At 39.5% G+C, this 22,319-nt stretch carries 44 protein-coding genes; 2 read left to right on the forward strand and 42 right to left on the reverse strand.

The genetic code is table 11. The features are described 5' to 3' along the window. Positions 1 to 2: 2 nt before the first annotated feature. The 42 genes from ACFSMW_RS06590 to ACFSMW_RS06795 form a co-directional block, all read right to left on the reverse strand. Positions 3 to 245 carry a collagen-like triple helix repeat-containing protein gene (locus ACFSMW_RS06590; RefSeq protein WP_390354147.1) on the reverse strand — a complete coding sequence of 81 codons (243 nt, stop codon included), beginning with the start codon at positions 243 to 245 and terminating at the stop codon, positions 3 to 5. Positions 246 to 311: 66 nt separating this feature from the next. Further along, positions 312 to 1,250, reverse strand: coding sequence for a phage major capsid protein (locus ACFSMW_RS06595; protein ID WP_390354148.1), 939 nt, complete (start codon positions 1,248 to 1,250; stop codon positions 312 to 314). 11 nt (positions 1,251 to 1,261) lie between these two features. Next, positions 1,262 to 1,909: a DUF4355 domain-containing protein gene (locus ACFSMW_RS06600; RefSeq protein ID WP_390354150.1), complete on the reverse strand. Its 648-nt coding sequence runs from the start codon at positions 1,907 to 1,909 to the stop codon at positions 1,262 to 1,264. Positions 1,910 to 2,107: 198 nt separating this feature from the next. Then, a complete protein-coding gene (locus ACFSMW_RS06605) occupies positions 2,108 to 2,338 on the reverse strand; it encodes a hypothetical protein (RefSeq protein WP_390354152.1) in 231 nt (76 codons plus the stop codon). A gap of 106 nt (positions 2,339 to 2,444) precedes the next feature. Next, positions 2,445 to 3,365, reverse strand: a complete 921-nt coding sequence (locus ACFSMW_RS06610; protein ID WP_390354154.1) for a minor capsid protein — start codon at positions 3,363 to 3,365, stop codon at positions 2,445 to 2,447. Continuing rightward, positions 3,355 to 3,606, reverse strand: coding sequence for a hypothetical protein (locus ACFSMW_RS06615; protein WP_390354155.1), 252 nt, complete (start codon positions 3,604 to 3,606; stop codon positions 3,355 to 3,357). Before ACFSMW_RS06615 ends, ACFSMW_RS06610 begins: the two co-directional genes overlap by 11 nt. Further along, positions 3,578 to 5,047 carry a phage portal protein gene (locus tag ACFSMW_RS06620; protein WP_390354156.1) on the reverse strand — a complete coding sequence of 490 codons (1,470 nt, stop codon included), beginning with the start codon at positions 5,045 to 5,047 and terminating at the stop codon, positions 3,578 to 3,580. The genes ACFSMW_RS06615 and ACFSMW_RS06620 overlap by 29 nt, the downstream gene beginning before the upstream one ends. A gap of 76 nt (positions 5,048 to 5,123) precedes the next feature. Next, positions 5,124 to 5,744: an HNH endonuclease signature motif containing protein gene (locus ACFSMW_RS06625; RefSeq protein ID WP_390354158.1), complete on the reverse strand. Its 621-nt coding sequence runs from the start codon at positions 5,742 to 5,744 to the stop codon at positions 5,124 to 5,126. 64 nt (positions 5,745 to 5,808) lie between these two features. After that, on the reverse strand, positions 5,809 to 7,095 hold the full coding sequence (locus ACFSMW_RS06630; protein WP_390354744.1) for a PBSX family phage terminase large subunit: 1,287 nt from the start codon (positions 7,093 to 7,095) through the stop codon (positions 5,809 to 5,811). After that, positions 7,088 to 7,558, reverse strand: coding sequence for a terminase small subunit (locus ACFSMW_RS06635; protein WP_390354160.1), 471 nt, complete (start codon positions 7,556 to 7,558; stop codon positions 7,088 to 7,090). The genes ACFSMW_RS06630 and ACFSMW_RS06635 overlap by 8 nt, the downstream gene beginning before the upstream one ends. A gap of 157 nt (positions 7,559 to 7,715) precedes the next feature. Then, entirely contained in the window at positions 7,716 to 8,174 is a 459-nt protein-coding gene (locus tag ACFSMW_RS06640) for a sigma-70 RNA polymerase sigma factor region 4 domain-containing protein (RefSeq protein WP_390354162.1), read from the reverse strand. A gap of 21 nt (positions 8,175 to 8,195) precedes the next feature. Continuing rightward, a complete protein-coding gene (locus ACFSMW_RS06645) occupies positions 8,196 to 8,348 on the reverse strand; it encodes a hypothetical protein (RefSeq protein ID WP_390354163.1) in 153 nt (50 codons plus the stop codon). Between the two features lie 26 nt (positions 8,349 to 8,374). Then, a complete protein-coding gene (locus ACFSMW_RS06650; RefSeq protein WP_390354164.1) occupies positions 8,375 to 8,617 on the reverse strand; it encodes a hypothetical protein in 243 nt (80 codons plus the stop codon). Beyond that, positions 8,617 to 9,063 carry a DUF1064 domain-containing protein gene (locus tag ACFSMW_RS06655; protein WP_390354165.1) on the reverse strand — a complete coding sequence of 149 codons (447 nt, stop codon included), beginning with the start codon at positions 9,061 to 9,063 and terminating at the stop codon, positions 8,617 to 8,619. Before ACFSMW_RS06655 ends, ACFSMW_RS06650 begins: the two co-directional genes overlap by 1 nt. A 208-nt stretch (positions 9,064 to 9,271) precedes the next feature. Then, positions 9,272 to 9,538 carry a DUF3310 domain-containing protein gene (locus ACFSMW_RS06660; protein ID WP_390354167.1) on the reverse strand — a complete coding sequence of 89 codons (267 nt, stop codon included), beginning with the start codon at positions 9,536 to 9,538 and terminating at the stop codon, positions 9,272 to 9,274. Further along, positions 9,535 to 9,717, reverse strand: a complete 183-nt coding sequence (locus ACFSMW_RS06665) for a hypothetical protein (RefSeq protein WP_390354169.1) — start codon at positions 9,715 to 9,717, stop codon at positions 9,535 to 9,537. The genes ACFSMW_RS06660 and ACFSMW_RS06665 overlap by 4 nt, the downstream gene beginning before the upstream one ends. Then, the gene (locus tag ACFSMW_RS06670) at positions 9,714 to 9,929 is read right to left on the reverse strand and encodes a hypothetical protein (protein WP_390354171.1); all 216 of its coding nucleotides are present in this window, start codon (positions 9,927 to 9,929) and stop codon (positions 9,714 to 9,716) included. Before ACFSMW_RS06670 ends, ACFSMW_RS06665 begins: the two co-directional genes overlap by 4 nt. Then, positions 9,922 to 10,242, reverse strand: a complete 321-nt coding sequence (locus ACFSMW_RS06675) for a hypothetical protein (RefSeq protein WP_390354172.1) — start codon at positions 10,240 to 10,242, stop codon at positions 9,922 to 9,924. The genes ACFSMW_RS06670 and ACFSMW_RS06675 overlap by 8 nt, the downstream gene beginning before the upstream one ends. A gap of 21 nt (positions 10,243 to 10,263) precedes the next feature. Beyond that, complete coding sequence (locus tag ACFSMW_RS06680) at positions 10,264 to 10,539, reverse strand: hypothetical protein (protein WP_390354174.1); 276 nt, start codon at positions 10,537 to 10,539, stop codon at positions 10,264 to 10,266. 3 nt (positions 10,540 to 10,542) lie between these two features. Then, positions 10,543 to 10,692 (reverse strand): hypothetical protein, encoded by a 150-nt coding sequence (locus ACFSMW_RS06685; protein WP_390354176.1) that lies wholly within the window; start codon positions 10,690 to 10,692, stop codon positions 10,543 to 10,545. Continuing rightward, on the reverse strand, positions 10,689 to 10,988 hold the full coding sequence (locus tag ACFSMW_RS06690) for a MazG-like family protein (protein ID WP_390354178.1): 300 nt from the start codon (positions 10,986 to 10,988) through the stop codon (positions 10,689 to 10,691). The genes ACFSMW_RS06685 and ACFSMW_RS06690 overlap by 4 nt, the downstream gene beginning before the upstream one ends. 141 nt (positions 10,989 to 11,129) lie before the next feature. Beyond that, on the reverse strand, positions 11,130 to 11,537 hold the full coding sequence (locus ACFSMW_RS06695) for an MreC domain-containing protein (protein ID WP_390354180.1): 408 nt from the start codon (positions 11,535 to 11,537) through the stop codon (positions 11,130 to 11,132). After that, a complete protein-coding gene (locus ACFSMW_RS06700) occupies positions 11,524 to 11,832 on the reverse strand; it encodes a hypothetical protein (protein ID WP_390354182.1) in 309 nt (102 codons plus the stop codon). The genes ACFSMW_RS06695 and ACFSMW_RS06700 overlap by 14 nt, the downstream gene beginning before the upstream one ends. Further along, positions 11,832 to 12,218 (reverse strand): hypothetical protein, encoded by a 387-nt coding sequence (locus ACFSMW_RS06705; protein ID WP_390354183.1) that lies wholly within the window; start codon positions 12,216 to 12,218, stop codon positions 11,832 to 11,834. Before ACFSMW_RS06705 ends, ACFSMW_RS06700 begins: the two co-directional genes overlap by 1 nt. Further along, on the reverse strand, positions 12,218 to 12,607 hold the full coding sequence (locus ACFSMW_RS06710; RefSeq protein WP_390354185.1) for a YopX family protein: 390 nt from the start codon (positions 12,605 to 12,607) through the stop codon (positions 12,218 to 12,220). The genes ACFSMW_RS06705 and ACFSMW_RS06710 overlap by 1 nt, the downstream gene beginning before the upstream one ends. Continuing rightward, entirely contained in the window at positions 12,600 to 13,154 is a 555-nt protein-coding gene (locus ACFSMW_RS06715) for a hypothetical protein (RefSeq protein WP_390354187.1), read from the reverse strand. The genes ACFSMW_RS06710 and ACFSMW_RS06715 overlap by 8 nt, the downstream gene beginning before the upstream one ends. A gap of 131 nt (positions 13,155 to 13,285) precedes the next feature. Continuing rightward, positions 13,286 to 13,549 carry a hypothetical protein gene (locus tag ACFSMW_RS06720; RefSeq protein WP_390354189.1) on the reverse strand — a complete coding sequence of 88 codons (264 nt, stop codon included), beginning with the start codon at positions 13,547 to 13,549 and terminating at the stop codon, positions 13,286 to 13,288. Then, positions 13,546 to 13,674 (reverse strand): hypothetical protein, encoded by a 129-nt coding sequence (locus tag ACFSMW_RS06725; protein WP_390354191.1) that lies wholly within the window; start codon positions 13,672 to 13,674, stop codon positions 13,546 to 13,548. Before ACFSMW_RS06725 ends, ACFSMW_RS06720 begins: the two co-directional genes overlap by 4 nt. Before the next feature lie 52 nt (positions 13,675 to 13,726). Continuing rightward, positions 13,727 to 14,251 carry a hypothetical protein gene (locus ACFSMW_RS06730; RefSeq protein WP_390354193.1) on the reverse strand — a complete coding sequence of 175 codons (525 nt, stop codon included), beginning with the start codon at positions 14,249 to 14,251 and terminating at the stop codon, positions 13,727 to 13,729. Further along, positions 14,248 to 14,409, reverse strand: coding sequence for a DUF6011 domain-containing protein (locus ACFSMW_RS06735; protein ID WP_390354195.1), 162 nt, complete (start codon positions 14,407 to 14,409; stop codon positions 14,248 to 14,250). The genes ACFSMW_RS06730 and ACFSMW_RS06735 overlap by 4 nt, the downstream gene beginning before the upstream one ends. Continuing rightward, entirely contained in the window at positions 14,409 to 15,197 is a 789-nt protein-coding gene (locus tag ACFSMW_RS06740; protein WP_390354198.1) for an ATP-binding protein, read from the reverse strand. Before ACFSMW_RS06740 ends, ACFSMW_RS06735 begins: the two co-directional genes overlap by 1 nt. A 10-nt stretch (positions 15,198 to 15,207) precedes the next feature. Further along, positions 15,208 to 15,924, reverse strand: a complete 717-nt coding sequence (locus ACFSMW_RS06745; RefSeq protein WP_390354200.1) for a hypothetical protein — start codon at positions 15,922 to 15,924, stop codon at positions 15,208 to 15,210. Positions 15,925 to 16,188: 264 nt separating this feature from the next. Next, positions 16,189 to 17,022 carry a recombinase RecT gene (locus tag ACFSMW_RS06750; RefSeq protein ID WP_390354202.1) on the reverse strand — a complete coding sequence of 278 codons (834 nt, stop codon included), beginning with the start codon at positions 17,020 to 17,022 and terminating at the stop codon, positions 16,189 to 16,191. A 1-nt stretch (position 17,023) separates the two neighbouring features. After that, complete coding sequence (locus ACFSMW_RS06755) at positions 17,024 to 17,956, reverse strand: YqaJ viral recombinase family nuclease (RefSeq protein WP_390354204.1); 933 nt, start codon at positions 17,954 to 17,956, stop codon at positions 17,024 to 17,026. 99 nt (positions 17,957 to 18,055) lie between these two features. After that, entirely contained in the window at positions 18,056 to 18,277 is a 222-nt protein-coding gene (locus ACFSMW_RS06760; protein ID WP_390354206.1) for a hypothetical protein, read from the reverse strand. Positions 18,278 to 18,475: 198 nt separating this feature from the next. Then, positions 18,476 to 18,673, reverse strand: coding sequence for a hypothetical protein (locus tag ACFSMW_RS06765; protein WP_390354208.1), 198 nt, complete (start codon positions 18,671 to 18,673; stop codon positions 18,476 to 18,478). Between the two features lie 97 nt (positions 18,674 to 18,770). Beyond that, positions 18,771 to 19,052 carry a hypothetical protein gene (locus ACFSMW_RS06770; RefSeq protein WP_390354210.1) on the reverse strand — a complete coding sequence of 94 codons (282 nt, stop codon included), beginning with the start codon at positions 19,050 to 19,052 and terminating at the stop codon, positions 18,771 to 18,773. Continuing rightward, positions 19,049 to 19,330, reverse strand: a complete 282-nt coding sequence (locus tag ACFSMW_RS06775) for a helix-turn-helix domain-containing protein (RefSeq protein WP_390354212.1) — start codon at positions 19,328 to 19,330, stop codon at positions 19,049 to 19,051. Before ACFSMW_RS06775 ends, ACFSMW_RS06770 begins: the two co-directional genes overlap by 4 nt. A gap of 125 nt (positions 19,331 to 19,455) precedes the next feature. Continuing rightward, positions 19,456 to 19,737, reverse strand: coding sequence for a helix-turn-helix domain-containing protein (locus tag ACFSMW_RS06780; RefSeq protein WP_390354214.1), 282 nt, complete (start codon positions 19,735 to 19,737; stop codon positions 19,456 to 19,458). Beyond that, positions 19,738 to 19,977 (reverse strand): hypothetical protein, encoded by a 240-nt coding sequence (locus ACFSMW_RS06785; RefSeq protein ID WP_390354216.1) that lies wholly within the window; start codon positions 19,975 to 19,977, stop codon positions 19,738 to 19,740. It lies immediately after the preceding gene. Further along, positions 19,978 to 20,712: an antA/AntB antirepressor family protein gene (locus ACFSMW_RS06790; RefSeq protein ID WP_390354218.1), complete on the reverse strand. Its 735-nt coding sequence runs from the start codon at positions 20,710 to 20,712 to the stop codon at positions 19,978 to 19,980. 156 nt (positions 20,713 to 20,868) lie between these two features. Continuing rightward, positions 20,869 to 21,102, reverse strand: a complete 234-nt coding sequence (locus ACFSMW_RS06795; RefSeq protein ID WP_390354220.1) for a helix-turn-helix transcriptional regulator — start codon at positions 21,100 to 21,102, stop codon at positions 20,869 to 20,871. 160 nt (positions 21,103 to 21,262) lie between these two features. Between ACFSMW_RS06795 and ACFSMW_RS06800 the strand changes: the two genes are divergently transcribed. Continuing rightward, on the forward strand, positions 21,263 to 21,679 hold the full coding sequence (locus ACFSMW_RS06800) for a helix-turn-helix domain-containing protein (protein WP_390354222.1): 417 nt from the start codon (positions 21,263 to 21,265) through the stop codon (positions 21,677 to 21,679). Between the two features lie 74 nt (positions 21,680 to 21,753). Continuing rightward, positions 21,754 to 22,284 carry a hypothetical protein gene (locus ACFSMW_RS06805; protein ID WP_390354224.1) on the forward strand — a complete coding sequence of 177 codons (531 nt, stop codon included), beginning with the start codon at positions 21,754 to 21,756 and terminating at the stop codon, positions 22,282 to 22,284. The last annotated feature ends 35 nt before the right edge of the window (positions 22,285 to 22,319 follow it).

The following is a 22,319-nucleotide window of genomic DNA, read 5'->3' on the forward strand; positions in this document are numbered from 1 at the left end:
TATTATTCAGCCCCTTCGAGAGCCTCTAATCGGGAAATGATATCGTTATATTGTTCCTCTGTTCCGAATCCATCGGCGCCAACTGGTCCTTGGTCACCTTTATCTCCTTTGGTGCCTTTAGCTCCTGTATCGCCTTTTGGACCTTGGGGACCTTCCACACCGTCAATCAATTCAGCAAAATCATCACCTGTAGGCTTTTTACCAGTGCTGAACATTTCTTTTAATTCTTCTTTCGTTTTAGCCATGCGTTATCAGCTCCTTATTGTATTTCGAATGTTTTTCCAATCTCCGCCTCGCCAATCGGCGGAACCTTAGGGAGTATCTTCCCCTGGCTCAAGTTTGGCGAACGCATCGTCCTTCAACACCATAAACGCAACGTCCATAGTCGCACGAATAGCAATCAACTCACGCTCGAACAAGTTTACTGGGTTTCCGTCCTCACCTGTAATAGAGGAAAGTTGCGCTTCTTCGGAAATAGCATAGTTCAGGTTATAAGGTATGCCGTATCGAGCGAAGTCAAAGTCGCCACCGAACAGTTCGCCTTTCTTCAATTCGCTAGACTTCAAGTTCGCGATTGGGATACCGTCTAACGTGTTGGCATTACGATCGTACAAAGGGACGCTCATATTTCCTGATGTTTCAACAATGCCACGGAATGCAGAATTGTTGTTTTTCCGGGAAATAAACGCATTAGGATCATGGTCTGCATCGTTTAGAAGTCCATACAAGTCCATGAGAGTTTCATAAGACAACTCTCCCTCGACCACGTGGTTTGAATCTGTTACAGACTTTGCAACAGACTGACTAAATGGATTGTCTACACCCAAAATAGTTGCTTCGTCAAACTTCTTGTAGAACGCTTCCGCAATTAACGGACGCACCTCCGAAAAGAAGTTTGTTACGCTGTACTGCAAGAATTCACGAGAAACAGGTACAATGACACCTAGTTTCTTGGCTTCCATTTCAGCAGTGAGCCATTGTGGTTTGCTTGTCTTGATGATTTCACCCTCACCAACCCAGTAAGCGCCCACGCCTTCTGCTAGGTAGTTGAATGTTTTCTTTTGTTTTGTCATTTCCTCGTACTTGGCCAGTTGCATCATGACCGAATTAGAGATTGTTTCTTTCAAAATTAATGTTCCTTGTTCCTCTGGAATCTTACCTGATCTTGCATCCTGCAATAATACGTTATCTGGATTAAATTCAGAAAAGTGTTGGATGTTCAGTTTCAACAATTCCGGTTTGTTTTTCATGTAAATTCCTCCTATTTTATCAATCTGTTTTGTGCTGCGATTTCTTTTACTGATGGTACTTTATTCACACCTGAACCACCGCCTATTTTCGGCGTGTCCTGACGTAATTTCTCCTTAACAGCTTCATTGACAGCCTTGTCAAACGCATCTTTGAAAGTGTTGATATTCTCAAGCGTGTTTTCAGCGTTGTCTGCCAACAGGAAGTCAGCGAAGTCAGCAGGCAAACCTTTATCATTCAAATCCGACACGGCATCTGCACGCAATTCTTTACGTTCGATCTCCGCCAGTCTGTCGTTTAGTTCCTTTTCACGCTTGGTCATCTGTTCTTCTTTACGTTCCTTTTCAGACAGCTTAGATAGGCGCTCTTTTTCGGCTATGGCATCATCGATGGCTTTTTGTTGCTGTTTTTGCCATTCTTTTTCCTTCTTTTCAAGGGCGCTGTTTAATTTGCGATCTGCTTCTGATTCAATCTTCTTTTTTAACTCATCAGCAGTTAATTCAATCTTTTCTGGTGAGTCATCTCCTTTATCTTCACCGCTATCACCTGGTGGGTTCTGTGGATCCTCGTCACCTTCAGCAAAGAACTGCAAATTCAATTTCAATGGGTCAGCTTGTTTTTTGAAAAAATCATTGCTTAATACATTTATTGGTTTTGACATTTCATTTCCTCCGATTCCCACACACGCATTCTCGCTTTCTATTTCATGGCATGAAAAAAAGCCCCATAAACGCTATTTAAGCCCTTATACGACTAATTGAATGCAATTACTCTATTAAGCTGTTAAATGCCCATGCACGATTGATTTTAGATATAATAAATAGCCCTGTTTATGGCGTCTGTTGGCTAAAGACAAATATTACTCTTCCTTCTTCCATATCGAGTTTTTATCGTTTTTATCTAGTGACCATCTTTCTGTTATTTCGAATCGATTACCTTTCAATTCCAAAACATTTACATACAACTCTTCTATATATTCAGAGGCACTTTCCACCTCCTTCTTCGCAATTTCAAAGTCATTGTAAATGCCTACTTCTTGAATTGGATTGTAATAATCTCCACCATTAATATAAGCTTCATAAATAATCATAACGCACCACCTAAACAGATTACCCGTAACCCAGGGGCGGGAGATAATGGATCACCTTACCTTTCTGCTGAAACCAGCCCAAAAGCAATGCTTTCAATACAACCATTCACAATCCCCTCGCTCTCAATTCAGCATCCCAAGCTTCACGATCAACATAAGCCGCTTGACTGCAGCGACAATTTGGATGCATGGGAAATGCATTTACACCTGGTTCAGCATCTGACAACTTAAATATCTTACCATCCAGCGCACTACAGACATCACACGCTGTCGGTTCTGCGATATATTCATATCTTTCTATGTCAGCTTGCTTCATGCTGTCTTGAAATACATCTTGTTGCACCCTTGCCATTTCAGTTCTTAGCAATCTTTCGGAGTTATAAACACTAGTGTTGAATGTCTTACGCAAGTCTCTGGCCAATTCCCGAGGGTTCTTACCTTGAACAATACCTCGGTTCAGTAGCTTATCCAATTCAGCACGTAAAGCCGCCTGATTAGACCATAGTCTATCAGACCATGTTGCTGATAGGAAAGAAGCGTTCACGATAGTAGCGATGCTCATTTCGTTGTAATTAAGCGACTCACCAAGAATGCCAGCCTGCCTTTGGTATTCGCTCCTGGCCTGTTTGGTCAATTCCTGCAGCAATATACGTTCTTCATCACTAACGGCAGCCATTAACTCCAACTCGATGTTTAGACGAAGCAGTTGCAGTCTGTTAATCTTCATGGTGGCATTGTACAGACGCATTTCCTCATTGGCTCGCTTGGTGAATTTCTTTTGCTTGACATACCTCTTTGCTTTCTTGCTGTATTTGTCAATATCAAGCTTGCCGACACGTTTTCTGGCTTCACTCATGCTTATACCTTCGTTTTCAGAATAACGTCCGTAAAACGCTTCTATCTGCGTTTGGATTTCCTCCATAGCATCCATGTATTTCTGGCGAATGCGCTTCGCTATGGCTGCATCGTTTTTAAGTTGTTTGGCTATGTGGTCTTGTTCTCGCTTTTTCCAATAGCTATTCGTCATTGTTGTTTCTCCATCTATCATCAAAAACCAGTTGTTTCCCTACGTCTATAAGTCCGATAACTTCAACAGGATCCCCATCGGTAGTTATCACTGACACGGTACCATCATTTTGCTTTACAAAAGAGACAGCGATTTTGGCTCCTCTATCCAAAAAATCGTTCACACCTTCCTTGAAATCAAGCAAATCAGGTTCAGTCGAAGGTAGGGTCTCTTTATTTTGACTCATTCTCCTCCTCGGCATCCTCTGTCACCTCCTGCGCATTCTTTGGAAATCCATACAATTCTTGGTTTAACTTATTTTCTTCTTCGATCTGTTCCATTTCCTCATCGGGATTTTCGACAAATGATAATTGAGATAGCATGGTTCTTAGTGATAATTGGCCGCCCATCTTGCTAAACCAATCAATCTCTTTGTCTACTGCTTTTGGTAAGTTTTCAGTAAACGATATTGATAGATCATTGACATCGAATTCACCCTCGGATGCCATGCTCATTATGTTGTTTATTAATCGATACCGGTCACGTAACGACTTTTTAAACAGTCTTTCTTTTATTGCCCTCATTTGTTCTAAGGCAAACAGCTTCATTTTGAGCGCTTCACCAGACTGTGGGCTAGATCCTTTTTTATCATCAAGCAAGTTCGGTATAGATGTGAATAGGAGGATGTTATTGAATACCCTGTCCTTATATGCTTCAGTTCCTTGAACATCATATTTTTTATAAATGTAATCAGCATCTACATCAGAGAAACGTCCGTCTGTGCTTTGTTCCGACTGCAACATAATAATGTTGGCTTCTTTCATCTTCTTGGCTTCTTCCACATCTAAATCAAGACTTCCTTTTATTTTCAGCATTGCATCATTCAAATCTGACATGTAATTTGCTGTGTCGGATTGCGCTGCATCGTATAAATCGATCAAGTTCATCGCATTCTCGAAGTCACCCTGTCTGAATGAGTTATTATCATATTCAATAATTGGAACACCTTTGAAATAATGCGGTTTTCTGTCATCTTCCGTCAAATTGAAAGCATCATCCATTTTGTATGTGACGATTTCGTTGTCTGTATACACATAAACAGTCACATCATCTTGGAATCTATTCCCAATATACCGAACACCCACTATAGGGTTCATTTCCACCGTATCGTCGTATATGACGAACGTTTCCAACACGTTCAGGATGGTGAATCGGGTGTCATCCTGTTTATTTCGGTACAACAGTTCGTATGCCCTGCCGTATATTGATTGGTCCAGCACCAAATCAGAATTATGTTCATCTGCATCGTTTTCACGGTTCATATCACGTATTTTCTCGTTTATCGCATCACCCTTGGTGTATGTCGTTTTCAACGGGACACCAACCATATAACCTTGTATAAACTGGCTCACATATTTAGCGAAGTTATGTGTTGCTCTGTGGTCCGCAAGGTGATCCTCTTTTCTTCGTTTGTTACGTAATATCGTGCTGTTATTTCCTTTGTAGTATTCTTGCAATTCCTGTAATCTAGGTCGCTGGTGCTGTCGGTGGTGCTGTATCATCTCGCTCAAATCATCAAGATTATTTACAAGATTATCAGAACTTGAATAGGTATAATGCGTGTTCGCTTCATCAGAGAAGCGCTGTTTTGTGTTAGATTCATAGTTGTAGTGTGCTGTTTCAAACTCATTTACTTGTGCCATATGTCCTCCTTCCTACAATCCTAGAGACTGCAACGCTTTGTATTTGTAATAAAAAAACACCTACTGAATGTAGATGTTAAGAATCAATCATATTTTTTAACTGCGGTAATCTGGGGAAGTGTTTATTTGAACAAGACTTACTGCAACATTGCGTTTTTCTGTACTTGTTAATTGTGAACTTTTCACCACATTCAACGCACACCCTTACTTCATCATCTATACCACTTTCTCTTCGCCAAGCAGCCTTGCATTTGTTAGAACAAAACCTCGTGCGCTTTATGTTACTGAATCTCTCTCCGCAATGTTCACACGTCAAAACCACTTTTTCATGCAATTTATCTTTAGTCGCCTTATATTGTTTCTTGTGCCACGCGATTCCCTCAGCTGAACCATGCCACTCACTAGCTTTAGGTCGGGCAACTTCATCTAGGTTTTTTATCATGTTGTCGTAGTCGGTGATTGCCCTTATTTCTCCATGGTAGCTATGATGTTTCCCTGCTTCCACTAATTCAAGGTTTTCTATCCTGTTATCGCTCTTATCATGGTTAATGTGATGTATATGAAAACCTTTTGGTATAGCGCCCTTCTCTTTCTCCCACACATATCTGTGAATCCTTTTTCCTATCGAAGAGTTGAGATAATAACCTGTATCTTCATCCCTCGTGAACTTCAATCCATTATAGTAAAGATACTTCACAAACACCACTCCCTATACTCTAAAGTATAACGTAATGCGTCTATGAAGTCAATGTATAAAACTCTTATAAACCGAGTGATTGGAGGGCTTTATACTTATCCTTTTTATCCTTACCTTTTCCTAAATGATACCTTTCACAACTATAGCGTAGGGCATCGATCAGATGGTTATTTTCGTCTATCGGTTCATTCAACCATTTCCCTTCTTTGTCTTGCTTGAAGGTGTACGTATTGAATTCCTCAATAGTGTGTTCGCAAGTCGGGTGGATGTATATTTTAAATCCCTGCAAGAAGTTTATTCCGTGCATAATACTGTCCTTTCCTTTAACGGACTTGTGAAGCCTTTTAACACCCTTAGATACCAATTCCTTGATTAGCCTTGGTTCTGCACTATCTCCCGTTATAGATGTTTTAAGCAACTCTTTTTCAGAAAGCATGGTGTAGATATCTTGCGTTGTCATAGCTTTTTCGTAATGCTCGTCATATATCCATATTTCTTTATTAGCCAGATCCACAATAGACCCAACAAGCGTTGTCGGGTCATTCGTGAAGCCGTAATCCATACCGTGCGTAGTTTCCTGTATCTGTTTGATTTTATCCAACGGATTAAACTCTTTAACCTCAAAATTCTCAAATACAAGACCTTCCGCAACGCCCCAATCACCGTCACAAACGATTCTGGCACGCCTTGGATTGGTTCGGTACAAATCCTCATACCTGGCACGGTCTACATCGTCAAGCCATTCATTACATCTGAATGTGGTTGTATAAGCAAATGTGTCTTTTTCACGGGTTTCCTCATCGAAGAACATCGGTTTGAGCCAGTGACGCTCCGACCACGGGTTAAAGGTGACAGTTATTTGCTTGAAAAATTCCGGGTCATCATAGGTACCGCGAATTGATTCAACAACCGTCCTAAACTTGTCCGGATTCTCAATCTGATATGCTTCCTCTGCCCACAACCAACACAAGATACCGACATCCACCGTAATCGATGTGATTTTTAATTCATCATCCAGGCCACGAAATAATATTTTTTGTCCAGTTGGTAGATAGGTGATTTCCGGCATACTTTCATTAAACTTAAAAAGGTGACTAACTTTTAATTTGTTAGCCGCCCATTTGAGATCCGTATATGTGGATTGTTTGTTTGTATTGGAGTACCGTCTAATGACAAGTAAATTGGCCCATGGGTACTTCATAATGCGATAAATGAAATTCTGTGCTGTGTTCTTGGATTTCTTGCTACCCCTGCTGCCTTTAACGACTCTATAAAACTGCTTATTATGCCAGAAACGGTTATAGCCACCGCCTATTTCTTTAGCAATTGATATTTGCGGTTGCTTAGTCATCGTCATCAGGTATGTCATCCACGAATACCGGTGTAATGTTCTCGACTTGCTGTTTTTCAGTCCACATGGCATAGCGTTTACCTAGCAGATCAAGTGCTTTGATGGCATCTTTATTTTGAGTAGGCACTTCTACAATCTCCGGTTTCTTTTCTATCCCAAGAAAATTTCCATCATCGTCAAACCTCGGCTTTTCAGTCAACACTACTTGATAATCGGTCGCTTGGCGTCTCGCTTGTTCTGATAGTAGAATGAGTATTTCATCTTGCTTCATAATCAACTCTTCTTTTTTCTCATCCAAGCGTTTTTCAATAGCCTGTTGAATGACAGCTTTTGTCAACAGACGCTGTCCTTGCTGTCTTGCTGTTTTTTTGCTATAACCAGCTCTTATAGCTGCTTGAGTAGCATTCATATCAATAATGTATTCATCCACGAAAATCTGCTGTTTTGCACTAAATTTGTCCATTATCGCATCACCATTCCTCCCCACTACATAATATTTATAGTGCTTATTCTTAATAGACCTTACGGTCTTAAATACATACTAAATAAAAAGCACCAACTCTTATCGAGTCAGCGCTTATCCTGGGGAATTTTACCTCGCCGTCCTCCCTTCCAGTCTATCATGCCGATTTTTTATCTATCAAATCATGCAAGAAATGGCATTTTTGGCATATTTGGCACAGCATACTGTCCTTTAACTCCCTTATTTTGTTTCTGTTCACTCCCAGATGATCAGCGATGGAACGATAACTCATCCCTTCCATCATGCAATCTAGTATAATTTGCTGTTGCTCATCCTCTAAATAGTCCCCGATAGATTCTATAGCGTTTACATGGTGGTAATATTCTTCCCAGCGTTTATACAGCCGTTGTTCCCTTCTGTCCATTGCATCGATCTCGGCTGCGCTCTTAATGCTAACATTCGCTTTCGGCATGGCAGCTTCTTCTCCATACTGTTGTACTAGTCCGAATGATGAGCCTCTGGAAAACCCGCCCCATAAAATACCACTAATCCTGTTCATTTCTTTTTGCCGCCAATGGTACTCATAGATTAAATTTTCAACTGCCTTTTCGTCCATCAATACCGCCCCCTTATGATATTAAAGCCAGACTGTTGCTGCGATGAATGCCGTCATGCTGCAGACGCAAACCCATGCCATGTTGCTTGCCTGTTTCCTATCTTTTTCTCCGATTGCTCCCAGTGCTGTTATCGCCATGATGATGATTAAAAGCACCTGAAAGGCTGTCACCATTATTTGACCTCCCTACATTCGTTTTTCTAACAATCTTTGGTTATCCTGTAGAGCTTTTCAGTGCGTTCTTGTGCTTGAAATGTTCTTTGCATCCAGGTGTCTAACTTGTTATTCAATAGCTCATTCTTGTCTATCAATTCCTGTTTTTTCCGTTCCTGTTCTCCCAAATAAACACATATACTGTCAAAAATCATTTTGACTCCCATACTAGCTTCTTGTCTTTCAAGCTCTTTTTTCCACATAATGATTTTCCTTTGCAAATCGTCCACTATTTGACCTCCCACCCTTTTCGTGTCTTTTTCGCAATAACCAGTTCTTTGCCCGATTGAATTTCAAACAGCTTGCGCCTTAATGTAAAATCCCTGCTTGTTGGTCCGCCCTTAACATCAATAATTTCTTCATGACCATCGATATAAGTAACTTTGAAATCCGCTGTATACTTTGCCCCTTGCTTTGTCCTTGTTCCATATCCCTTGCATAACGTGCATTTATTAAAGTTTCCAGTGCGTTGGTTATATATCTGCCCTCTACCATCACATCGACCGCATTCGACCTTGTACGGGTCTATGATCGTGTATTCCGGCTGTAATTCTATGTCTTTGACCAGCTTGTCATTTTTGAGGATGAGAAAGTATTCATATTCTGCTTTGGAATCAAATTCGTTGCCCTGAAAGGCTATTTTTCTAGCATTATATTTCTTCCGCCGTCTTGGCATCATTTCCCCTCCAGTTCGAAATGGAATTTCCTTTCAGGTAAATCCAGACGACTACCGTCATATGTGAAATAATTTACGTTGCAAAGATGATTGTCATATAAGAAACTGTTCCTATTATTTTGTTGAATGTTACCTCCGTTCGCTAACATCCCAATCATTACTGACTTTTTTCTCTTTCTTAGATACCAGATTGCTAATTTGCTTAACATCATTTCCCCTCCAATTCAATCTCCCTCTTTATATACCAAATTGCTTTTTCAAGATCAGTGACAGCGTCCCCTTTTTTCCCAGCACGCATAATGTACTTAACTGCATTCCCTCGGTTAAAGGCAGCAGAGCCAGATAATCCATCTACTGCTTGATCTATGATGTCGATTACTTCTGTCTTGCCTTGGTAGTGTGATGGATGGTTGACGGATTTGAAGTGCTCGTTTATCACTTCGCTTCTCGTCTTAGGTTTTTCTATGTGGTTCATGACTTGTCCTCCTTATTCAAAATGCACATTTGTTCGTCATACCTGCCCTGCTTATATCCATCGAAATAAGCTCGCTTCACATCTTGCCTAAGCTGTTCAATCTTTTCTCTGCGTTCCTTAAGTTCCTTTTTCATATAATCATTTTCTTGGACTAACAATTCCTTATCGTTTGGTGTCATCTCCCATCCTCCTTCCACATATGGCACACATACTGCTGTGTGATGCTATCCCCTGCATATTCGGTGAATTTCCCACGCTGTCTGAAATGCTTAGCTCGTTTTTCTTCGTAACGTATTTTACCAGCCTTCCATCCTTCTGCCTTTTTCTTGCGGATATGGTAGACTAATTCGAATTTGGTTTGGCCTGTTACTTTGGTGGTGGGTTTAGTCATCGGCATCACTTAAAGAAATATCCACTTTGCCAGAGCCATCCATATTCACCACGCCTTTAATCCGTTTGTTAAATTCCTCCCCTTTGGAATCATCTCCATCAAAACCATCAGGAAATATTTCGTTTGTCATTTCCGCAATTTGTATTAACATATCCATACTGTCTACATCCTCTTGTGTCAGAAGATTTGCGCCGCATTTAGGACAAGGTTTATTCAACCATTGGTCGTATTCCTCGAACTTTACACCCATATTTTTGTAATCGCAGTTGTCACATTTGATACCCTTTATGTTTAATTCCATCGCTTTCGCCATACCCCATTCCTCCCTTGTGGTTTATAAATCGTTATAATACTTTTTCGACATTCGCTTACCGTACACAAGCTTAGTTGCTTCATAAGTTAGGTGAAAATTAGCTTTGTCTTCTGACCATGATTTACTCTTTGTTGCAAATCCTTTATCGACTAAGTCGTTCCAATTTTTGTCATCGGCACTACAATTGAAATAATTCCTATAAGGTCTTGCTTTCCTCGGCATACCTAAAGCATGCTCCATCTCTTCTAGTTGTTCATATGAAACATTATCCAAATTTAATTTTTTTGCGTTTTCCACCCTCTACACCTCCACCCTTATCCCATGTTTATTTACATTCGGTTCCTCAAAACGATATCCAGCCTGTTTAAGGTCTTTTATCTCTTGATTCGATAATTCACCCACGATGACTAACGTTTGCCCCTCTATGCGCTTGTATAGGGTTTTAATCATAGGTCTGCTTCTTTCACGAATACCCCGTTCACCATTTGGCCCTTCCTGTCTGCGATTTCTGTATATGCTTGGTTTAAACATTCGTATAAATCCATGTCGTTTTGTCTAGCCAAGATAATAAGCGTTACCACTACATCGCCAATCCCATCACGTAGTAAATCCACATCACCTCTTGCTAACGCTGCAGCTACCTCGCCCACTTCCTCTGTAACTTTCAGAAATTGCTTACTCGAATCTGCCTTGTCCAATCCTTTATTTTTTGCCCATTCCTCAACTAATTTGATTAATTCGTTCATATTCTGTTTTCCTCCCTTTATCTATTAGCGTTCAACAACTCATTTATCTGTTTCAATAATTTACTTGCAGCAGCATGATCTCCCTGGTTGAGTGCTTCACGTGCTTTGGTGATGAGATGTGTTAGATTCATAGATATTCACCTAACTTATTCGCTTCCTGTATTCTTCTAAGCCTATTTCTTTGACGATTACCGCTGACATTTTCCCCGGATGGTCCCTCCAGTAATAGACCGTTTTCCTACTTATGTTGAAATGCTCCACACATTCTTTAACCGTTCCGGTAAATACGTGTTTTCCGTTATCGTAAATGTCATATACAGCTATCGTGCGAGCTTTTACTTGTTTTTTAACTCTTACACCTTCAAGTTGTCTTTCAAGCCTGTAATTGCGCTCTTTTAGGCTTTCATTCTCTTTCACAAGTGTTTGATTTGATTTCCGAAGCTTCCGTCGCAGTTCATTATTCTCTACCTGCAATACACTGTTCCGATGTTCCAGCTGACGTAATTCGCTGATGGATGGTATGTGGGTTTCTTCTTCATACACTGTCATGGGAATCACCTCGTAAGGATTGGCGTGCTTTTTCTCCGGCGTCCAAATAAATATCTCCTTCAATCCATTCCGTTCGATTAGCATAAAACTCCAAAGCCTGTTTGTATTCAATACTTTTTATTTCTGCTGTTCTTAACTGAATTGAAATTACAGCATTTTCCTTTTCCAATTTCTCCACACGATTAGCCTGTTGGATAAGCCATAACGCATCTCCATGAAGTAATTTTGTCATATCAGATTTTCTGTTGATGAATATATCCTTTTCTATCTCTTCCAACCGTTCCTTATCGTCCATCACTCATCACCTCGTAATGATTGACGTGCCTTCTTGCCTTTATCTTTTTCTATCTCGGTTTGGCTGTTGACCATAGAGTTCCATAATACATAATTACCTTCATCCGCATAAAACTCCAAAGCCTGTTTGTAGCGTTGGTTTTCTTTGGTTGTCATATCGCTTGCTTTAACAGAAATGTTATGCAAATTTTTTAGCGCAATGTATTCTTGCATTATCCCGTCCACACGTTCCTGCAGCTTTATCTTTTCTTCTGCTTTGGTGATTAAATAACCAGAATACATTGCAATAAAATCATATGATAGTTTTTCTTTATCAGATTGTTCTTTTTGCCATGCTATTTTATTCAATTTCTGGCGCATTTCTTGGATACTTTCCTTTTCATTCACTATTCATCACCTCGCAATAATTCTGGGTTTTCGTGTACGTTGCCGATAATCTTAATCTCATCAGCACAAGTTAGATATTGAAAGTTACTTCCATAATTTTCTTGTCCGTTCGTTGCTTTGAAATCTAATTCTGATAAGTCATAAACAACTACCCCTGTAAATCCTTCTCCGTCATATGGAGCTTCTACAACATCCCCCTCATAAATCTCCTTGCCATGCTTGTCTTTTAAGCCTGTGTATTGACTGACCGTATGAGTTCTAACAACTATAGGTTTTCCATTCTCATATATAACTGGATATTCTTGTCCATTTTCTTTAACTAGTGCATAGTGTCCGTACGCCCAACCGCTTGATATTGCAATCTTTCCCCTAAACTTTATCTCACGCATGCTCATCACCTCTATCTAGACGGGATTCAGCGAAGCACAGCACCTTGAACTGTTCAACCACATTGTCACGAAACTCCCATTCTCCATCTTTAAAAATAACTATCGTCTCACGTTTGCTATCAATATGAACTTTGTCCACAACAGTGGCATACTGTTCTGATTCGTCATATATGACATCATTTTCTTTAAGCTCCCAAGTGTTTCTGTTATTTTCACTCCAAAATCTCCGCTCTTTTTCAGCAGCTATTTCTGATGGTGTGGCGTGACGAATTGAAGGAAAATAAAATCTTTGATTACATACAGCTACTTGGTAATCTGTTAAAACCGAATCATCTTCAACCTCAACGATTTTTGCTATTATTGTTGTTCCGTCCGACCTTTTATACGCAATCCATTCTCCACATTGGTACTCTGGTTCCACTTCATAGCCGTCACTCAAGGCAGCTATTAAATCTCTATTGAGCATTCCTTTCAATTTTGGTTCCAAGTGTTCTTTGAAATATTCAATTGCATCAGCTTGCTCTTGAGTAATTTTCACTTTTTCCATCCTAATCCCTCCATTTTTTTAAAACATCTTCTCCGCCGGTGTATCGATATTCCGTTCCAGCAACGCATCCATACATGATTGACATAAGCTCGCTCTATCGTTCCATGCTTTATCCCCGCATTTGATGCAGTTCATATGGTTTCCTCCTTTAAGAGTGCTGCAAATGGTCTCATGGGCTTTCCTTTCTTCACCTGATGCAGTAGCGCTATGATGATTTCAAACTTATTCCGTTTCACTTTTTTAGCAATCTTACGGTAATCCCATCCAGCATTGTGTAGTGCAGTAATCTCGTTCAATTCCTTCTTATCCATAGAAAAATCCAGGTCCTCAAGTAAAATCACATTGTTTTTATATTGAAAACTCGGGTTTCCGAACCTCGGATCAGCTAGGCTCATGCGCTCACCTTTTTCTCCATCAATCTGTCAAGGTCAGAAAACACCTTCTGTTGCGCTTGTTTCTTATTGAAATCGCATTTCGGATCCGGGCAGGGGATGAATTTATATCCCCACGACTGTTTCACTACTAGCCCACCCTCGCCGTTGCATGTTTTACACATTGGATTTATCCCCTTTTTAATTAAACTTTTCTCGTATTTCGCGTTTAATTATTTCTTGTACTTCTTCTTCATTTGGAGTCACTAATTTAACTGTTTCTTCAATCTTCATTTCCATTTTCTTGAATAGTTCCTCATCAACATATTTTCTTGCTTTATCAGCAATCCAATGCTCTGCTCTAGTTGTCCTTGTACCGCCAGATGCAGATGGCCTATACTTCTCAGATAATTTACTAGAGCTTTTAGAAAACTCATAACAAGGTTCATCTAAATAATCTTGTAAAACTCTTTTGATGTACTTATCGACCTCACTTCTTGGAGGTTTGCTGCTGTGGTATGACTGATATTCTTCTCCTACAACCGCATTATTTAGATAACTATCAACGATTGGAGAAATAATTTTCTTAACTTCTTCCTTGACCATCTGCTGTGCTTGTTCTCTCACCATTATTTCTATTTCTTCTGAAGCAATTCTCGTTACTAATTTTTCCAGTTCATAATTTAGATCATTTTTATTAATTTCCAATGCTATATTTGCTTTCACACCGCATCCCCCTCTATAACCTCATCAATAGTTACTTGGTTTTCTTGATCTTCGAATGCTTTCATGAGTTTTTCATAGCAGACTGGCCCGTAACCGCGTTCGATACTCTTCTTGTCCTTTAACTTTCTGCCACAGGTGATACATTCTGTATAATTCATTAAAACTTCACCTTCCTCCTGTAATCTTCACCATTCATAACAATTACTTTTGTGTTTTCAAGAAGCCTGGAGAAGTTTCGCTCATTGAAACGTTCCCGCAATTGCTCACTGTTTAAATTTGTGGTATATATTGTTGCTTTTCCAGACCGATCATCCAGTATTTCAAATACCTTAGATATCGCCCAATCGGTGTTATGCTCTGCTCCTAGATCATCCAATACTAGAAGATCCACTCGCTTAATCACTTCCAGCAGTTCATCCTCTGTAACTCCTTTGTTGTTGTACGTTTCTTTGATTTTTGTCAGCAACTTTGGCAATGAAAGGAATAAGCATTCTTTCCCTTGTTCCATCAGTTTTTTGGTAACAGCAACCGACAAATGGCTTTTTCCGGTTCCGTAACCACCATGCAGCAACAGATTCTCTTTACCGTCAAAGTTGTCTATGTAGCTCTCGATGTCTCGCTTGGCTTTTGCTAGTTCTTTGCTGGTAGGTTCATAGTTTTCCAGTGTTGCTTCTTGCAGCGCACCATTCAGCAGCGAGTAGTAATCAAACAGTTGTTTCATTTTGTCGTTTTGAAGCTGTTTACGTTGTTTCTTCGCTTCTTCTGCTAGTTTTATATCTGCACAGACGCAACCATAGTTAGCAACGACTGTTTCGCCCTTTCTAGGGCCCATAGGGATGACTAACTCTTTTTGCGTGACTGTCATATTGCAATCTGGACAAACATATTCTTTGATAAATCGCTCTTTCGGCTTGGTTATTTGATTGATCATATCCACAGATTTCATAGCGAACCCCCTAGAATCCGTAATCAATGTTGTCGTACCGTGATTCTGCTCTTGACTTGGTTTTCGGCTTAAATGGTATAGTGTTGTCCTTGATGGTCATCCGGCTTTTAGCTTCTTCCTCACTGGTGTTTCTCATGATGCCGATTGTGTATTCTTCTTTTTTGCCAACGTGTAAATCAATATGAGATTTCAAAGCATACTCAATAACAACCGGATTGTATTTCTCCCATTTCTTCATGGTGTTGTAAATAACACTCTTGGAGACTTGACCTGTTTTTCGTGTTTCTCTTATGGCATCCCAGTAACGCTTGTTCAATTGATTGAAATTATTTATGGAAGAAAAGACCGGCAACAAATCTTTGATTTTTGACGTATAGTCTTTATTCTTCTTATCATTATTTTCATTCTTTACATTCTTGTTTGTGGACATCTGATGGTCATCTGATGGACAACTGATGGACATTTGTTGGTCACTATCCTGATACTCTGACCACTTACATATTGATATGACGCTGTATTTATTTGTTTTATTGATGGTCAACATTTGCCACTTTTCTAGATTTCCGATGTACCGATACCATGTCTTTTCTGAAAGTCTTTGTTTAGGTTTGGTGCCCTTATTCAAATCATCTGCAAGAGATTCTCTGCCTGTGACGAACTGCCCGGGTTCAAGGGTGATGACTTGATTACCAAAAATTAATTCTCTTTGTTTATGAGTGGCTTTCATTAAACAGTACATCCATAACTTGAGGTAATTTGGATCACTCCAAACAGGACTGTCCATCAATTTTCTGTATAACTTGATATATCCTTGCACCATCATCACCCTCTCACCTTTTATCTAGGAATCTCGCAAACTGCAATCCGACCTTTTACTTTCAAAACCGTATATCCTTCATAACGACGCATATACTGTAGAATAAGCTGTTTTAAATCTTCTTTATCATGTGCGGTTTCCCAGATCCAATCCGGGAGCCGCACATTTGACTGATTATGCATCTTCAAAAGTCAATTCTTCGGCAATTTCTTCATTCGACTTTGTGTTGGTTTCTTGGTGTTCTTCTAATTCTGTGAAATCCGCATCAATGATCACGCCGCCGTCTTTATCGTCAAAATCCTGCACAACAGCATTTTCATCAGTAATAACAGCTGTCTGCATATCAATGGATAAGATGCCCCATTTGTTCAACATGTTACGGATAACAGTCTTTTTAGCCATGGCATCCCAGTCGTTTTTCCATCCGAATGCCGACTTGCTGAATTTTTGTTTATGCTTCTCAATCTGTTCCTTTGACCAATAAACCGTCTTTCTGAATCCGTTGATCAGTTCAAAATATCCGGTATAACCAATCACCTTGTCCGACTCTTTGCAATCAAAATCAAGCTCAATTTCTTCTGTAAGCCTATTGAAAGATTGAAGCTCCCCTTCATACACCTCGATGACGTTAATGTTTTTGTACTGTCCTGTGCGCAATGCCAATTGAATGTAACCTTTGTAACCAAGTTGGAATTGTGCTTTGCCGCCGTATGGAACCACCCAGGCATAGCCAAGATTTTTGTCAATCGGCAGATCTAAAGTCGCCGCAATCATAGCTGATGAAATAACACTCATAGGCTCTGCTTTTTGCAGCATTTTTTCACTGTTGTATAAGCTTAAAATGGATGCAGTGAATTGATTCGCACGCTTGCCCAAAACCTCTTCAAATCGTTTCATTACAGCCGGGCTAGCAAGCAATCCTTTCATCGTAGTTCCTTGTGTAGATGGTGCGTTGTTGCTTTTACCTTTATTTGCAATTTGGTTTTTTAAAGTATTATTTGTCGCCATATTATCCAATCTCCTTTATATTGAATCTGCGTGATGTAGAAGCTTTTAAAACACTTTCGTATACATCGGGATATTTACTTTTCAAAAGCTTGCTATCGACTCTATTAGAGGTTACTGGCTTCCAATCAACTTGATAGTTATTGATAAAACCAGTTTCAGCTTCTTTTAATTCATGTTTCAGTTTGTTCTCTGTTTCCTTAGCAAGTGTCTGCAGCTGTTTGATGTTTTCTTTTAATTCCAAGTAATTATCAATGCTCTTTTTGTAATCAGAGCCAAGGTCCACTGTTTTTCCTTTTTCCGTTTCAGGGTAACTCTCCTTCAAGAACTTCTCTGCAGCACTAGATCCATCCAACGCAGGCGGTACATTTCCAAGCACATGATGATTCCAGAAATGGATTTCCGCATCGAAAATCATTTTGATCAGTTCGTCATCTCTTTCAATGTCTTTCCATACAAAACGTTGACCGCCAATCAAAACAGCGATATAGGCGTGAACATATCCGGTAACACCAAGGTAATGCTGTACCTGGACAAGATAATTCTCCGGGATCTCGTCACTTTCCCAATCCTTCGCAAGATAAGCGCTCGCAGTTTTGCATTCCAATATTGCGTTTTCGCCAACGACTTTGCGGTCAATATTTGCTTTAATGAACGGATGCTCTGGATGCTGTAGCATGAAGTTATTACGGCGCACTTTCTTTCCGGACCTCACTTCGAATTCTTTGGCAACCATGTCCTCGAATATGTTTCCAAAATATGCAGCTTCACTCGTTTGATCTTCCAATGTGGTTTGTCCTGTCTTGTCCAACCACAATTCAAAAGGCGTTTTATACTTATTCAATCCAAGAATGATAGAAGCATCACTGCCGCCGATGCCCTTAGTGCGTTCCTGCAGCCATTCCTGGTGTGTCATATCGACTGTATTTTTAACCATGATTTTCCTCCCCTTGCCCTTATCCGTTGGATAGGCTATAATAAGAGCACGATATTTAATTTGAAAGACCTTCAAACATCCTGCGCCAAGGATGTTTTTTTATTGCGCAATTCGATAACTGGCACCGTGACGTTCCAATATTTCAATTGCTTCTGCTGGTAACTCATCAACCAGATAAAAATCATCATCCAGCATCAGAATTTGATCACCTGGCCAAACTTCATTTTCGAATGGATCTTTGCCATATGCTTCTCGTTTGGCGCTGTATGGAATGCCCGTCCTTTCCATGCGTGTGATCATTGGATGCTCTAAATCCAGCATGTGTATTCCTCCTTTCATTTATTAGGGTCAGCCGACCCTTCACAGGCAAGAATTGTGATATGGTAGAGTTATTTTCTTGCCCATGAAGGAAGGGCTGACAAGGCCCGACCTTACAATATATAGAGTGGTTATTGCGCTCTTTAAGCGCCTTGCATTTTTACCTCCTTTTTGGTAAAATAGAATTACTATGATGTTTGTTTAGCGCCTTCCGTTGCTGCGGTGGGCGTTTTCTATTTCCATTTCAATCTCTGAGTTGTTCTGTTCATAAATCTCTACATCTTTTGCAACGCTCTGCAATTGGCTTTCATCAGCTTCATACAGCAAATCCCACAAGATTGTGTTTTTCTGCGAACATTCAAGTTTTCTAATTCTTGATATTAGTTCTCTTACTTCCATGCGCTTCACCCCTTCCTATGCGTTTGTTAAAGAAAAATATAGAAATACTAGACTGATTCCGAATACGATCGGATAAAACCATTTGGCCCAAGTCGGTTCATTTTCCATTGATAAGCCCCCTGACTACTTCCACATGGATTCCCATAGCTTCCATTCGGTTTAATAGATTTCCAGCGCGATCATACTGTTTCTTTTTGTAAGCAAGTTGAGATAGTTCGTGAAGCGACAACAGCATATCCTGTGAACGATGTTTCGCCAGTTCGAATTCGCCTTGTTTGATGTGATTTGTAACCGATTTGACAAGAGCTTGCAGACATTCTTGCTCTTTATACGCTTGGTTTAGATCCTGCTCTAAAAAGTGTGTATGTGAAACGATCATATAAATAACCCTCCTATTATGGTTCCGACTAGTGTTGTTGCTGTGTCCATTAGTTGTTGCATGATTGTGATTCCGTCCATGCCACAAAGCAATGCTATTAGTACCTCTTGCGCATTTGTGATGTTGCACCACCTAATTAAATCCGCAGCTTTCAATTCGTACTTATTGCTTTCGAGTCGGGATACGTTGCTAATTGACATATGTAGTTCGAGAGCCATATCTTCTTGGCTCATCCCGGCTTTTTTACGTGTCTTGCGTAAAATAGAACCGAATTCCATTCCGTTCACCCCCTTACTTTTGCTTTGTGAGCAAATTTGCTACTGCAGCAATGATTTTTGCTTTCGGGGCAAAGACTTTTCTTGTTGTTTTTCGTAAGATGTAATTACCGACCCCCTTATCGGTATTAGATAGCTTTAGAAGCTTGATTCATCCATTGCATTAAAGCCTGATACGGGATTCTTATCCTGTTGCCATCTCTAATATGTGGGAATCCCGTATGCTCTGCCTGTTGAATCATTTCGTAAGTTTTCGTTACGCCAAACCCTAGTATTTTGGCAGCTTCCTTGACTGATAGCGTTTTAGGTGCTTCCGGTTCTGAACAGGATTGGATCAGTGCTTTTATGTCCTGGAAGTGCTTCTCGTTTTCCTCACGGATGATTTGGCGAATGGTTTCTTCCATGGACATTTAAAACACATCCCTTGGAACAATGTAGTTGAGTGCATTCAATAATGCGTGTGCTTCTTCTGCACCCAAATATATTTCTGTGGTGCTCACTGGTTCGATAACTTCGTTGTCTATAGATGATTTGCTTTCATTTTTTGCCATTTCACTGATGCAAATAATGACTTGATCATCACCGTTATTTTCTAAAGTGATGTCTGCGCCGCAATTGCTGAAAAATAAGTTTAGTTTTGTATAGTTCATTTATATGGCCTCTCTTTCTGATTGGTTTAGCATTTTGTCGGCAACACGGATTCCGTCTTCCAATCTGTTTGTAAGTGAAAGATATTGTGGAGCTGTCAAGCTTTTTAAACCATGTTTTAAAGCGTGGTTTTGTACCAACATCTTCAAATTTGTTCTGTATGCTGTATTAAATGATTTTCTGAAATCACGCCAAGCCTGTGGGAAAGATACACCATTTTGAGCAGCATATTTCTGGACCATTTTGTTGAGTCTTTGTTGCAAGTCACCGATTGTATCAAGGTTGTCAAAGGTATCCATTCGTTGTTTTAATGCTTGGTTATCTTGCTTGATCTGCTTTATCTCTTTTTCTTGATTTACGAATTGTTCAGCAAACATCAACATCATTTCAGCTTGTGTTTGCGGTTGTTTAACTCTGGATTGCTTTTCTACCTGGATGAAATATTTTCTGATTGCTCTACCCTGCTCGTTATTTTCAACCATCGCAATTTCTTTTGCGGTATCGAGCATTAGTAAATATTCTGTTGATGGTCGGCCGCCTGTACTTTTTCCTAAACTTATGAAAAAGTCCTCCGACTCAACAAAACCGTAATTTACAATTTTTCTTTGGATCCAGTCAGTGAATTTTTGTTTACTTAATAACTGTTGATGTAGTTCCCTAGCATTCACCAATCTTTCTCCGGTTTCGCTTTCGTAAACTGGCAGCATTTCATCAGCAATTACTTTTAATTGATTCATAGACTTACCTCCTTGTATTCGCTTTTGCATCACACCCGAATTTCAGCACCTAAAGTCATGGCGATTGGCTATTGCTGCTGCTCGCTATCTCATTTGATAGGTCTTGGCACGCTCCGCTCGTTTAGATGTTGAAATTCGGATGTGAAAAAGCTTTGGTTAGATGACTTCTTTCGTGTTAACAGATGACACAGATGTGTTAAAAAAAATATCTCCAATTGGTAAGTTAAAAAAATTAGACGTTTCTGTAATTATTCTTGCGCTAGGGTTATATTTCATGTTTTCGATTTTAGAAAGCGAAGTCCTTTCAATCCCGAGATAGTCTGCTAACGCTTGTTGACTGATACCTTTCTCTTTCCTTAGCTGTTTAATCTTGTTGAAAATTATAGTCATAACCAGACCTCCTTCCGAATACACTTTACTGTGTTGTGTTGTGTTCTGACACCAATATAACTTGTTTTGTGTCACTTGTCAACACTTTTGTGAAAAACATTTATTTTTGTGTTGTGTTACGATACAATCGTGTTATATAAAGAATCGTGGTGATTTATATATGATAGAAGAAAACAAAATCGGTGAATATCTAAGGAGCTATAGAAAAGACAACGATATTACTCTTCGAGAACTATCTAAAAAAACTGGTATTAGCTTCTCGCATTTGAGTAAAATTGAACGTGGGGAACACACACCAACTAAAACAACTTTATCAATTTTAGCTGACGCTTTGCTATTAGACAAAAGCGAATTGTATGTCAAAGCCGGCTATGCTCCTTTGAAAAAAGGTGTAGGTTTAGAAGCGTTCTTCTCTCCTGCAGATCCCAAGGAAGAAGAAAAGTTGAATGTTATTAAAAAAATATCTGAAGAATTTCCAGATGCAGATTTAATGTTCCACGACCTGGCAAGCCTGGATGCGGAACAACTAGAAGATGTGTATGAATTTATAAAGTTTAAATCACAACAAAAGAAATAAATATACGATCCGTTCTGGTCGTTTTATTTATAGATATTATATAGTTCTATTTTACTAAATTTAGGGGGGAAATTATGGCTAAAGAAAAAGTAAAAAAACCACTTTACAAAAAATGGTGGTTTTGGGTGGTCGCAGCGATTGTAGTCATTGTTATTGTTAATGGAATAAATGGCGATAGCATCGAAAACAAAAAAGATGACAATGTTAATACGAAACAGGATGACAGCAAAAATACCAAAAATAAGGTAGATAAAAAAGAAAAGAAGAATGATACACCAAAATTCACCAAAGATGACATGAATGGACTGAAAGAATCTTGGACGCGAATCATGGACGAATCAAACAATACAATCCATAAGATAGAATTTGAAGATGATAAAAGATATGATCTTGTAGACGTATTTGTTGATGATAGTTTTAAGGCGCTAAATAAAAGCGAAAAACAAGAATTTGTTGATAGGTTTGGCGGTAAAGTAATGGGAAATGTCCGTTCTAGGATTTATCATAGTGATACATCTGATAAAATTTGGGTATATTTCAAATACACGGATGGAAAAATGGCGGCCGAGCCAAAAACATTGGATAAAGGATGGAAAATCAAGTAGTAATATATGGTGTGCATTAATATGTACACCATATA

The organism is Tigheibacillus halophilus, assembly GCF_042683165.1.
Taxonomy (GTDB): Bacteria; Bacillota; Bacilli; order Bacillales; family Amphibacillaceae; genus Tigheibacillus; species Tigheibacillus halophilus.